Origin of the sequence: Umezawaea endophytica (genome assembly GCF_025061645.1) — a bacterium.
Classification (GTDB): domain Bacteria; phylum Actinomycetota; class Actinomycetes; order Mycobacteriales; family Pseudonocardiaceae; genus Umezawaea; species Umezawaea endophytica.
Genome location: NZ_JANYMP010000060.1, coordinates 1 through 11968, shown reverse-complemented (window position 1 = coordinate 11968; position 11968 = coordinate 1). Strand labels below are relative to the sequence as shown.

Below are 11968 nucleotides of genomic sequence, written 5' to 3'. Positions count from 1 at the left end.
GACCTTGAACTGGTTGCTCGTGACACCGGGAGCACCACCTTCGGCGGAGAACGTGAGGTTCTGGCCCTGGCAGGCGGCTTGACCGGCAGCTCCGCCACCCATGGCGAACGCCGATCCGGCACCCGCGCCAACCACTACGAGGAGACCGGCAGCGATCGTCCAGCGCCGCTTTCGCGCTACCTCGGGCATCCGTCGGCTCATGCCGTCACTTCCTTTCGTCGCGTAGTCAGGCCTACGGACGACCGAGGTGCCTGGTTCAGACCAGTGGACGAAACCTGTGGAGGTCGATTACCGGTAGAGCGACGCGTCCACGCTGGTGGGAGCGGTCCCAGTCGACACCACGTCGGTATTCCACCGCCCCCAGTCCGGCTTGGTGCCGTCCAGGTCGGTGACGCCGTAGGTGCGCATCAACGACCAGGAGGACAGCGACTGACCCGCGAACCGGGCCCGGTCGGGGTCGGCGGCCAGCGCCGCCACCCCGCGCCCGAGGTAGTGCGGCGTCTCCGACATGACGTAGTGCGGCTCCTTGGCCACCGCGTCCCGCCAGTTCTCCTCGGTGACGCCGAAGTTCTCCAGCATCTGCTCGGAGCGCAGGAACCCCGGCGTCACCGCGACCGCCGTGCCGCCGTGCGGTTCCAGCTCCTTCGCGAGGGCGTACCCGAGCCGCCGGATCGCCGCCTTCACCGAGTCGTACGCGAGCATCCCGGAGTACGGGGAGTCGGCGTCGCCGTCGGTCACCTCGACCACCAGCCCGCCGGGACGCCGGATCACCAGCGGCAGCAGCCTGTGCAGCGCCACGAAGTGCGCCTCCATGCTGTTGCGCCACATGCCGAGCTGCCGGTCGAGGTCGGCCTCCCAGAACGGCACGAACTCGACGTCCAGTTCACCGCCCCAGACGTCGTCGACCAGGACGTCGAGCCGTCCATCCACTTCGGACTCGACGCGGTCGCGGAACGCGTCGACGTCCGAGGGGACGGTGAAGTCGCACCGGATCGCGATCCCGCGGCCACCGGCGGCCGTCACCAGTTCCGCCGTCTCGTCGATGGTCTCGGCACGCCCGATCGGCGACCGGTTCTCCTTGGTCGTGCGACCGCCGACGAAGACCGTCGCGCCCGCCGCCCCCAGCTCCACGGCGATGGCCCGACCCGCACCCCTCGTCCCGCCGGTCACCACGGCCACCTTGTCCAGCAGCGGTTTCCCCATCACGTCCTCCTCCACGTCGTCAGCACCGCGTCCACGTCCTCGGCGATCCGGTCCACGAGCGCGCCCCGCGGCCGGATCGACCAGTCCATCGAAATCCCGTTGATCAGCCCGGCCAGCACCCGCGCCGCGAGCGCGGGCTCGGGCGCGCCGGGCAGGTCGGCGAGCCGGACGAGCCCGTGCAGCTCGTCCTCCACGGCCCGGTAGTGCTCGACCAGCAGCGCGCGCAGGTTCGGGTCGATGAGGTCGACCCCGAGCTGGGCGAGGCTGTTCGCCGCGACGCCGGGGTCGGCGATCTCGCCGAACAGGGTGATCAGCGCGGCGCGCAGCCCGTCGACCGGATCGGCCTCGGCCTCCGCCGCGGCCCGCATCCGCTCGACGGCGACGCGGGTCGACAGGCGGCTGACCTCCTGGAGCAGGCCGCTCTTGGAGCCGAACCGCTGGGCGACCGTGCCGACGGAGACCCCGGCCTCCGCTGCGACGGCGGCCAGCGTGAACTCCGGGCCGCGACGGCCGATCAGGACCATCGCGGCGGTCAGGAGTCGTTCGTCAGTGATCGTCTTCGGGCGCGCCACGCCATTAGTGAACCATGGTTCATTAATTGGTGCCACCGACTAGTCTTGACGCAGTGACCACACCCGATTGGCGCCCACGGCTCATCGCACTCGACATCGACGGCACGATCGCCCGGATGGGTGAGAACGAAATAGCCCCTGCCGTGCGCTCGGCCATCACCAGGGCGGTGGGTCACGGAGCCCACGTGGTGCTGTCCACCGGCCGCTCCCTCACCGGCACCAGGACCGTCGTCGAGAGCCTGGGTCTCCGGAACACGACCGTGCTCTGCTCCAACGGCGCGATCTGGTGGGACACGACGACGAAGACCGTGGTCAAGCACTCCACGTTCGACACCAGGGCCGCGATGGACCGGCTCGTCGGCCTGCTGCCCGGCGCGGTCTACGGCGCCGAGCTGACCGGGGTCGGCAACCTCGTGCACGGCCGCTTCCCCGACGGCGACCTGTGGGGCCACCTGCGCGAGGTCGACCTGGAGGAGTTCGTGGCCGAGCCGACGCCGCGGCTGGTCTGCCGCTGGCTCGGGCACACCCCGGAGGAGATGGCGCTGGCGCTGGTGGACGTCGAACTGCCCGGCGCGCACTGGACCATCGACCACACGCTGGCGTGGCTCACGGCCGGGCCCGCGGGCGTGACCAAGGGGGCCGAACTGGAGGCCCTGCGCGTGCGGCTCGGCGTGTCGGCGGACGACACGCTGGCGATCGGCGACGGCAGCAACGACGTCGAGATGCTGCGGTGGGCCGCGCTCGGCGTCGCCATGGGCCAGGCGCCAGCGGTCGTCCAGGAGTCCGCGGACGCCGTCACCGGGACGATCTTCGAGGACGGCGCCGCGGACGTGCTGGACCGGTTCTTCCCCGCCTGAGCCCTAGCCCGCGACGTCGAGCTTCGCGACGACCTCGATGTCGCGGACGCGGACGACGACCTCCTCCGGCACGCCGTTGCGCTCGGCGAACTCGTCCGCGCGGGCGGCGCCCATGTACCGGCCGCCGATCCTGCCGGTCCAGTACTTCACCTGCTCCCGGTCGTCGACGATCTCGGCGCGGCCGCTGATCGTGACGAACGAGTGCGGCGGGTCCTCGTCGTCGAAGCAGATCGAGACCCGGCCGTCGCGGGCGATGGACCTGCCCTTGATCGAGCCGGTGTTGGTGGTGAAGACCAGCGTGCCGCCGTCGAGGTCCACCCAGATCGGGGAGACGTGCGGCGAGCCGTCCTTGCGGACCACCGCCAGCTTGCCGGTCTTCGCTGGGGAGGCCGAGACGAACTCGCGCCACCAGCCTTCAGGTGCGTCCGTGTAACCCATGACCGAACACCGTAGAGCCCCGGTTCCCTGAGAGAAATCAGCAAAGTCTCAGGGGGCGACTCAGGGTCACCACTGATTGCTACGACCGAGGTATCGGAGACAGTAAGACTGAAGTCGCACACAGGAATCAACTACCGACCGATGTGGTCGACCCCCGTGGCACGGCAGCATTCAGGACGTCAACAGGGGAAGAGCAAGTGGACGGCAAGGGCCGCCAGGGGGAGACACCATGATCGAGGCGATCGGCCTCACCAAGCGCTACGGGACGACGGTGGCGGTGGACGACCTGTCCTTCACCATCGCGCCCGGCAGGGTGACCGGGTTCCTCGGTCCCAACGGCGCGGGCAAGTCAACCACCATGAGGATGATCCTCGGCCTCGACCGGCCGACGAGCGGCAAGGCGCTCATCGACGGCAAGTCCTACGCGCAGCTCGACCGTCCACTGCGGACCGTCGGCGCGCTGCTGGACGCCAAGTGGGTTCACCCGAACCGGTCGGCCAAGGCGCACCTCCAGTGGCTGGCCAAGTCCAACGGCCTGCCGGACCGCCGGGTGGGCGAGGTGCTCGACATGGTCGGGCTGACCGCCGTCGCCAAGCGGCGCGCGGGCGGGTTCTCGCTGGGCATGTCCCAGCGGCTGGGCATCGCGGGGGCGCTGCTCGGGGACCCGCAGGTGCTGCTGTTCGACGAGCCGGTGAACGGCCTCGACCCGGAGGGCATCCTCTGGATCAGGCAGTTCATGCAGAGCCTGGCGGCAGAGGGCCGCACGGTGCTCGTGTCCAGCCACCTGCTGTCGGAGATGGCCGTCACCGCGCAGGACCTGGTGGTGATCGGCAAGGGCAAGATCATCTCGCAGGGCAGCACGACGGAGTTCATCGAGAAGGCCACCGAGAACAGCGTCCTGGTGCGCAGTCCGCACCTGAGCAAGCTCGGACCGCTGCTGGTCGACAAGGGCTACACCGTCCGCAACGACGACGACGGCGCGCTCACGGTCGTGGGGGCGACCAGTGACCAGATCGGTGACATCGCCGGGGCCAACGGCGTGGTGCTGCACGAGCTGAGCCCGCAGCGCGGTTCGCTCGAACAGGCCTTCATGCAGTTGACCGGCGACTCCGTCGAGTACCACGCCGAGATCGGGAAGTGAACTGATGACTCTGCTCGCCGTCGAACGGATCAAGCTCTTCAGCACCCGCTCGCCGTGGTGGTGCATGGCGCTCGCCGTGACGCTCACCGTCGGCATGGCCGCGCTGATCGCGGCCAACACGAACGACGAGTTCCCGCTGAGCGTGGGTGTCTCGCAGTCGTTCTCCAACTTCGGGATGATCGTGATCATGGTGATGGCCGCGCTGGCCGTCACCACCGAGTACCGCTTCGGCACGATCCGCGCCACGTTCCTCGCGGTGCCGGGTCGCGTCCAGGCCCTGATCGCCAAGACCGTCGTCGTCGCGGTGCTCGCGGGTGTCATCGGCGAGGTCGTCGCCTTCGGCTCGTGGGGGATCAGCACGCTGATCAAGCCGAACGCCGACATGGCCATCAACTCCTCCGTGGAGTGGCGCAACGTCGCGGGCACCGGCCTGGTGTTCGCCCTCTCCGCGGTGCTGGCCGTCGCGGTCGGCACGCTCGTCCGCCAGACCGCGGGCGCCGTGGCGATCCTCCTGGTCTACGCACTGCTGGTGGAGAGCCTGATCGGGCTCATCCCGAAGATCGGCGTGAACATCCAGGAGTGGATGCCCTTCATGCACGCCAACAACTTCCTGACCGCGGACAGCGCCGCGCTCCCCGAGGGAGCAGGCCCGCCGCGACTCGACTTCCCCTTCGGACCATGGGGCTCGCTGGCCTACTTCGCGGCCATCAGCGTCGGTCTGCTCGTCGTGGCACTCGCTGTCGCCAAGAAGCGGGACGCGTAAGGGGAACGGGGGACGGAACCGACCGCGAGGAACGTCTCAGGGGGGACGCCCGCGCGGTCGGCAACGGGGGAGAAGGAGCTCGGGCCACCTTCGGGGTGTGGTCCGGGCTCCTTCGTTTCCCGGCTCGCGCGGACCAGCGGGATGCGCGACGGTTACGACCAAGAACACCGAGATCGGGGGATGGACCAGGTGACTCTGCTCGCCGTCGAACGGATCAAGCTCTTCAGCACCCGCTCACCGTGGTGGTGCATGGCGCTCGCGATGGTGATCACCATCGGCATGGCGGCCGTGATCGCGGCCAATACCGACGAGCGGTTCCCGCTGTCGGTGCCCGTGTCCCAGGGCTTCACCAACTTCGGCATGGTCGTGATCATGGTGATGGCCGCGCTGGCCGTCACCACCGAGTACCGCTTCGGCACCATCCGCTCGACCTTCCTCGCCGCGCCGGACCGGGTGCGCCCGCTGCTCGCCAAGACCACCGTCGTCGCCCTGCTCTCGGCCCTCGTCGGCGAGGTGATCGCCTTCGGCTCCTGGGGCATCGGCAGGCTGATCAAGCCCGACGCCGACATGGCCCTCAACTCCGCGGCGGAGTGGCGCAACGTGGCGGGCACCGGCCTGGTGTTCGCGTTCGCCGCCGTGCTCGCCGTCGCCGTCGGCATCCTCGTCCGGCAGACCGCCGCCGCCGTCGCGATCCTGCTGGTCTACACGATGCTGCTGGAGAACCTGATCGGGATCATCCCGACGATCGGACCGAAGATCCAGCGCTGGCTGATCGGCCGCAACTCCGACCACTTCCTCACCGCGGGCAACGAGTCGTTCATCAGCGAGGGCGGCGGCGCGGACCAGCCCTTCGGACCGTGGGGCTCGCTGGCCTACTACGCCGCGGTCTGCGTGGGCTTCCTGGTGGTGGCGCTCGTGGTGGCCAAACGACGGGACGCGTAGAACTCCTCCAACGCACGACTGACGTGATCGGAGCGTGATCATGATCGAAGCGGCGGGACTCACCAAGCACTACGGCCCCACGGTGGCCGTCGACGACCTGTCCTTCACGGTGGAAGCCGGGCGGGTGACGGGGTTCCTCGGGCCGAACGGCGCGGGCAAGTCGACGACCATGCGGATGATCCTGGGCCTGGACACGCCCAACAAGGGCCAGGCGCTCATCGACGGCAAGCGGTACTCGGAGCTCAAGCGCCCGCTCGGGACGGTCGGCGCGCTGCTGGACGCGAAGTGGGTGCACCCCAACCGGTCCGCCCGATCGCACCTGCGGTGGCTGGCCAAGTCGAACCACATCTCCGACAAGCGCGTCGACGAGGTGCTGGAGATGGTCGGGCTGACCGCGGTCGCGAAGCGCAACGCGGGCGGCTTCTCGCTGGGCATGGCGCAGCGGCTCGGGATCGCGGGCGCGCTGCTCGGCGACCCGAAGGTGCTGCTGTTCGACGAGCCGGTCAACGGGCTGGACCCCGAGGGCATCGTCTGGATCAGGCAGTTCATGCACCGGCTGGCCGCCGACGGCCGGACGGTGCTGGTGTCGAGCCACCTGCTGTCCGAGATGGCCCAGACGGCGCACGAGCTGATCGTGATCGGCAAGGGCAAGCTGATCGCCCAGACGAGCACCGAGCAGTTCATCAAGGACGCGACCGAGGACAACGTCCGGGTGCGGTCACCGCACGCCGTGAAGCTGCGGGAGCTGCTGGCCGGATCGGCGACCGTCACGAGCGACGAGGTCGACGGCGCGCTCGTGGTGCACGGCCTCGACCCGGCGAGCATCGGCGACCTGGCCGCCGCCAACGGGATCGTGCTGCACGAGCTGAGCCCGCAGCGCGGGTCGCTCGAAGCGGCCTTCATGCAGTTGACCAAGGAGTCCGTGGAGTACCACGCGGCCGAGTCCTAGTACTTCGGCCGCCAGAAGTCGTCGGACGGCGGCGGCGGTTCCCAGCCCGCCACGACCTCGATCCGCGGCCCCCGGCGTTCGCGGGCCCGGCGCCAGGCGACCAGGCCGCCGATCGCCGCGAGCACCAGCGCTCCACCCGCGAGCGCCAGCAGGGTGGCGGGGTCCGCCGGGTCGTCGGCGGACGCCGCCGCCGGGTCCTGCGGCACGACGGTCCCGCCGGGCAGCAGCGGGTTCTGGTTGACCGGCGGGATGGTCGCGGTCAGCGCCGCCAGCGGGGCGACCGCGCCGAACCCGGTGGCCTCGTCGCGGCCTGGCTCGGCGACGTCGGTCGCGCTCGTGACCAGCCGGTTCACCACGTTCGCCGCGCTCATGTCCGGGTACTTCGACCGCACCAGCGCGGCCACCCCGGAGACCAGCGCCGCCGCCGCGCTCGTACCGCTGACCTGCGAGTAGCCGCTCTCCGACACGGACAGCGGGGACGCCGTGACGATGTCCTGCGCGGGTGCGGACAGCACGGTCAGCGCGCCGGTGTTGGACGACGGCCACGGCGAGCCGTCCTGGACCGTGCCGGACACCGCGATGACGCCGAGGACGTTCGCGGGAGCGCCGATGTGCCGCGCCCCGTCGTTGCCGGTGGCCGCGACGACCACGACGTCCTTGGCGAACGCGTACTCGACGGCGGCCTTCAGGTCCGGAGTGGACTCCACCGGTGTGCCGAGCGACAGGTTGACCACGTCCGCGCCGTGGTCGACCGCCCACCGGACGCTCTCCGAGACCGCGCCGCTGGCGAAGTTCTCACCGTCCGTGCCCGCCGCGACCGGCAGGATCTTCGCGCCCGGCGCGATCCCGAGCGCGCCGCCGCGCCCCTGACCCGCGATCAGCACCGCCATGGACGTGCCGTGGCCGTCGGTGTCCCGGACGCCGCCGTTGCCCGCCGCCGACCCGAAGCCCGTGCCGGGCAGCAGCCTGCCCGCGAGGTCCGCGACGGTCTCGTCCACACCGCTGTCCACGACGGCCACGACCACGCCGTCACCCCGGCTGATCTCGTGCGCCTCGTACGCGTCGAGCGCTCCGAGGTGCCACTGCTGGTCCTCGATCGACTCCCCGTGGACCGGTGGCGTGGCGAACAGCAGGGCGAGCACCGCCAGAACGACGACCCTCACGGACATCCGAGAACCCCCAGAATCGACATTCGCGCGAGTCAAACATGAATGTGGTGACTTTCACAGCATGCCCCAGGTCACAAACATTCCATGTCGGCGATGTTTCCGAAGCCTCATTCCGGGCACCAGGGGTACAGCACCCGTTAACACCACGTGAACTCCGGCACAGCGCCATGACAAGCGGCTCAGGACAGGCTCAGATGGAAAGTAACGAATCGCGCGCGGCCCCGGCACACTGCGGTGCCTCCGGGTGTGGCCGCGTCCGCGATCGGATATCCCCCCGTCTAGGAACTCCGCGGAGGTGAACCCGTGACGGTGCTCGATCCCAACCCGACTGCCGGATACCCGACGACCGATCTGATTCGTCCTCGCGCACATGGTGTGCGGGTCGAACCCATGGTCGGCCTCGAATGGTCGCACGCCATCGAAGCCATGAACACGATCGACCTGGCCCAGAGCCCCGCCGACGGCAGGCGCGCCTGGATCCACCGCGCGGACGAGGAACAGGTGCTCTCCCTGTTCCGCTCGGTCCACACCGTCACGCAGAACCCGCCGTCGCCGTGGTGGCTGCGCGCGCTGCACCGCGGCAAGCTGCCGTCCCGTGCCGCGGGCTTCGCCGTCGAGGACGAGGTGACCGGACTGCTGTCCGCCCGACCGGGGTGGGTGTACGTGCCGTGGGCGTCCGAGGGCGAGGTCGGCTACTGGGAGTACGTGCCGTCCGAGAGCGGCGTGTACGGCCCGTCCGAGCCGACGACGGTGCAGTTCACGGACCTGCACCCCGGCTGGGTCGACCTGCTGCCGGTGCACCGCGGGCCTGGGCTCCAGCAGCCCATCGCGTTCACCACGACCGATCTGCGCGAGCAGATCGAGGACCTGGAGAACATCGCCTGACGTGCGGTTCGGCGTGGTTTGTAGGCTGTGCGGTCGTGACCCCCAGCCAGCAGACCCCGCCGAACCACCGTTCCATCGTCAGCTTCGTCCAGCGCGGCGAGCGGATGACGGTCGGCCAGCAGCGCGCGTGGGACACCCACTGGGAGCGCCTCGGCCAGGACGTCAAGGAACTCCCTGCGGGTCCGGTGGACTTCCCCGGCTGGTTCGGCCGCGAGGCGCCCGTGCTGCTGGAGATCGGTTCCGGCATGGGCGAGACCACCTCCCAGCTCGTGGCGGACGCCCCGGACGTGAACTACGTCGCGGTGGAGGTCTACAAGCCCGGCCTGGCGATGCTGATCCTGCGCGCCGAACTGCTCCAGGTCGACAACCTGCGCCTGCTGCGCGGCGACGCGGTCGACCTGATCACCGAGCACGTCCCCGAGGCGTCGCTGTCCGGGGTGCGGATCTTCTTCCCCGACCCGTGGCCGAAGAAGAAGCACCACAAGCGCCGACTGGTGCAGCCCGACTTCGTCTCCCTGCTCGCCTCGCGGCTGGTGCCCGGCGGGATGCTGCACCTCGCGACGGACTGGGAGAACTACGCCGATCAGATGATGGCCGTGTGCTCGGCCGAGTCGAAGCTCGACAACCCGCACGCGGCCGAGCCCGGCGGGTGGGCCCCGAGGCCCGAGTGGCGGCCCGTCACCAAGTTCGAGCAGCGCGCGGTCGAAGAGGGCCGGATCAGCCACGACCTGATGTTCCTGCGGAACACGCTCACCTGACCGGGTACTCAAGTCGCGACCCTCAGTGGTCGATGTGCCACCACTGAGGGTTTCTAGATCGCTGGATGGGGTGGTCACTGTTGATCACCCGGAGTGCCCCGTCTGGCAGTGACGAGTGAATACTCCTGCCAACTACGGTTACCGACCGTGACCGCAGTCCACAACGGAGCAAGAACGCTCCCCGAGGCAGTAGACCTCGATGCCGCGGAGGGCTTCCTCCGCATGTTCCACGTCGCACACCCCGAGGCGGGCGCCGTCAGCGCCCGGCTCGCGGACGTGCGGGCGGAAGTGGCGACGACCGGCACCTACCGGCACACCGCACAGGAGTTGTCCTACGGCGCCCGCATCGCGATGCGGGACAGCGGCTGGTGCACCAGCGGGCTGCCGTGGCGCAGGCTGAAGGTCCGCGACCTGCGCGGGTTCCGCAACGCCGCCGCCGTGGCGGGCGAGTGCGTCGAACACCTGCGGCTCGCCACCAACGGCGGCGAGATCAGGCCGCTGATCACCGTGTTCGCCCCGGACTCGCCGTCCGGCCCCGGTCCCTGCATTTGGAACGAGCAGCTCATCCGGTACGCCGGGTACTCCGACGGGCTCGGCGACCCGCGCTACGCCGCGTTCACCGACGCCGTGCGGGGCATGGGCTGGCGGGCGCCCGCCGAACGCGGCCGGTTCGACGTGCTGCCCCTCGTCGTGGAAACCGCGCACGAGGGCCCGCGGCTGTTCACCCTGCCGTCCGAGGTGGTGCACGAGGTGCCTATCGAGCACCCCGACCTGCCGTGGTTCGCGCGGCTGGGGCTGCGCTGGCACGCGGTGCCGGTGATCGGCAACATGCGCCTGTCCATCGGCGGCATCACCTACCCCGCCGCACCGTTCAACTCGTGGTTCGTCGGGTCCGAGATCGGCACCCGCAGCCTCGCCGACGAGCACGGCTACGGCGCGGCCAAACCCGTCGCGCAAGCGCTTGGCCTGGACACGAGCTCCGAGCGCACCCTGTGGCGCGACCGGGCCGTCGTCGAGCTGAACCGCGCGGTGCTGCACTCGTTCGACCGCGCGGAGGTGACCATCACCGACCACCACGCCGAATCGCTGCACCGGCTGTCGTGGCTGCGCGGCAGGCAGCGGCACACCGGCAACCGCCCGACCTTCCGCCTGGACCCCGGCGCGGCGCGCAGAGCGCGCACCGGTGGGCCCGCACGATTTTCCGGAACGGACGCGGAAACCACCCAACCGCAATCCCCAGGCCGATTGGCAGAACTCCTGAAGCACCACCAGGATCGCTCGAGCGGCCTGCACTCCGACGAATCCGCCTAATTACACGACGGTAATTCCCGCTGATTCCTTCAGCGCTGCGAGTCCACCAACACGCCTGATAGAGCCATCAGGACGAGAACCAGCAGACCGAGAACCGCACCGAACCAAGTAGCGACAACCGTGAACATGACGTCCTCCGTTTCCCCGAACTCCGCCTCTCCAGAGTCGCTGTCCAGGACGTCATCCGACATCGGCCACCGGGGTATTTTCCGGTGACCGGGAGTCAGCCTTTCGGCTGATGTGACACCCGACCGGAGTCGGACGCGCTCTCAGCCCGCAGGATCTACGTTGTGCACGTGGAGAGCACGAACCTGAGCTGGCGGACCATGGTCAGACGTCAGTGGCCCCTGGCTGGTGCCCTGCTCTTCCTGCTGGCGCTCGAAGCGGTGAGCAGCGTCGACGCCGGCACGCGGTACTGGCAGCTCCCCGGCGTGGTCGTGGTGTGCGTGATCGCGGTGCTGACGCCGCGCCGCCCGTTCGACGCCGCGATCACCGCGGCCGCCACCCTGGTAATCGGCTCCGCGGTGCTCAGGCTGGGCGGCGTGGGCACGTCCCCGCCGATCGTCGGCAAGCTCCTGATCACCGAGACCGCCGCGATGATGGCGCTGATCGCGATCCTGGTCCGCGAGGCCCCGAGGTGGCGGGCGGCGCTGGGCGTGGGGGCGCTGATCGCCGCGACGGCCGCGACCACGTGGATCCGGCCCGACTACCAGGTCGACTGGGGCGAGGGCCCCCGGACCTACGGGCCCGAGCTGTGGCCGAACGTCATCGGCGGCTCGGTGATCCTGATCATCTCGGTCGGCACCGGCCTGTACTTCCGGTCGCGCGACCGGGAGCGCAGGCAGTCGGTCGAGGCCGAGTTGCTGGCGGCGCAGCACGCCGAGCGGATGGCGTTGGCCCGTGAGCTGCACGACGTGGTGGCGCACTACGTGACGAGCATCGTGGTGCACTCGCAGGCCGCGGAGGCGGTGCTGGAGCTG

General features: G+C 69.9%; 13 protein-coding genes and 1 pseudogene. 9 read left to right on the top strand and 5 right to left on the bottom strand.

Features of this window, described 5'->3' with window-relative positions; genetic code table 11:
• From NZH93_RS49320 to NZH93_RS49310, 3 genes and pseudogenes are all read right to left on the bottom strand, one after another.
• Positions 1-201, bottom strand: a pseudogene (locus tag NZH93_RS49320) (hypothetical protein); the annotation flags it as partial.
• A gap of 87 nt (positions 202-288) precedes the next feature.
• A complete protein-coding gene (locus tag NZH93_RS49315; RefSeq protein ID WP_259630322.1) occupies positions 289-1203 on the bottom strand; it encodes an SDR family oxidoreductase in 915 nt (304 codons plus the stop codon).
• The gene (locus NZH93_RS49310; protein ID WP_259630321.1) at positions 1203-1775 is read right to left on the bottom strand and encodes a TetR/AcrR family transcriptional regulator; all 573 of its coding nucleotides are present in this window, start codon (positions 1773-1775) and stop codon (positions 1203-1205) included. The genes NZH93_RS49315 and NZH93_RS49310 overlap by 1 nt, the downstream gene beginning before the upstream one ends.
• 53 nt (positions 1776-1828) lie before the next feature.
• Between NZH93_RS49310 and NZH93_RS49305 the strand changes: the two genes are divergently transcribed.
• On the top strand, positions 1829-2632 hold the full coding sequence (locus NZH93_RS49305) for an HAD family hydrolase (RefSeq protein ID WP_259630320.1): 804 nt from the start codon (positions 1829-1831) through the stop codon (positions 2630-2632).
• A gap of 3 nt (positions 2633-2635) precedes the next feature.
• Here NZH93_RS49305 and NZH93_RS49300 read toward each other — a convergent pair whose 3' ends face one another.
• Positions 2636-3070 carry a PPOX class F420-dependent oxidoreductase gene (locus NZH93_RS49300; RefSeq protein ID WP_259630319.1) on the bottom strand — a complete coding sequence of 145 codons (435 nt, stop codon included), beginning with the start codon at positions 3068-3070 and terminating at the stop codon, positions 2636-2638.
• Positions 3071-3299: 229 nt separating this feature from the next.
• Between NZH93_RS49300 and NZH93_RS49295 the strand changes: the two genes are divergently transcribed.
• The 4 genes from NZH93_RS49295 (at position 3300) to NZH93_RS49280 (ending at position 6865) form a co-directional block, all read left to right on the top strand.
• Positions 3300-4211, top strand: a complete 912-nt coding sequence (locus tag NZH93_RS49295; protein ID WP_259630318.1) for an ABC transporter ATP-binding protein — start codon at positions 3300-3302, stop codon at positions 4209-4211.
• Positions 4212-4215: 4 nt separating this feature from the next.
• Positions 4216-4974 (top strand): hypothetical protein, encoded by a 759-nt coding sequence (locus NZH93_RS49290; RefSeq protein WP_259630317.1) that lies wholly within the window; start codon positions 4216-4218, stop codon positions 4972-4974.
• Between the two features lie 180 nt (positions 4975-5154).
• Positions 5155-5916, top strand: a complete 762-nt coding sequence (locus tag NZH93_RS49285; RefSeq protein ID WP_276025470.1) for an ABC transporter permease — start codon at positions 5155-5157, stop codon at positions 5914-5916.
• Positions 5917-5956: 40 nt separating this feature from the next.
• Positions 5957-6865, top strand: coding sequence for an ATP-binding cassette domain-containing protein (locus NZH93_RS49280; RefSeq protein WP_259630316.1), 909 nt, complete (start codon positions 5957-5959; stop codon positions 6863-6865).
• Here the strand turns inward: NZH93_RS49280 and NZH93_RS49275 are convergent.
• Positions 6862-8034 carry a S8 family serine peptidase gene (locus NZH93_RS49275; protein ID WP_372507049.1) on the bottom strand — a complete coding sequence of 391 codons (1173 nt, stop codon included), beginning with the start codon at positions 8032-8034 and terminating at the stop codon, positions 6862-6864. The two genes, NZH93_RS49280 and NZH93_RS49275, sit on opposite strands and share 4 nt — an antisense overlap.
• A 426-nt stretch (positions 8035-8460) precedes the next feature.
• On the opposite strand from NZH93_RS49275, the gene NZH93_RS49270 reads away from it, so the two are divergent.
• From NZH93_RS49270 to NZH93_RS51160, 4 genes are all read left to right on the top strand, one after another.
• On the top strand, positions 8461-8919 hold the full coding sequence (locus NZH93_RS49270) for a hypothetical protein (RefSeq protein ID WP_259630314.1): 459 nt from the start codon (positions 8461-8463) through the stop codon (positions 8917-8919).
• A gap of 104 nt (positions 8920-9023) precedes the next feature.
• On the top strand, positions 9024-9677 hold the full coding sequence (gene trmB / locus NZH93_RS49265; RefSeq protein ID WP_259630323.1) for a tRNA (guanosine(46)-N7)-methyltransferase TrmB: 654 nt from the start codon (positions 9024-9026) through the stop codon (positions 9675-9677).
• A 147-nt stretch (positions 9678-9824) separates the two neighbouring features.
• Positions 9825-10988 carry a nitric oxide synthase oxygenase gene (locus NZH93_RS49260; RefSeq protein WP_259630313.1) on the top strand — a complete coding sequence of 388 codons (1164 nt, stop codon included), beginning with the start codon at positions 9825-9827 and terminating at the stop codon, positions 10986-10988.
• A gap of 296 nt (positions 10989-11284) precedes the next feature.
• The coding region (locus NZH93_RS51160; protein ID WP_259630312.1) for a histidine kinase at positions 11285-11968 on the top strand (684 nt) is incomplete at its 3' end.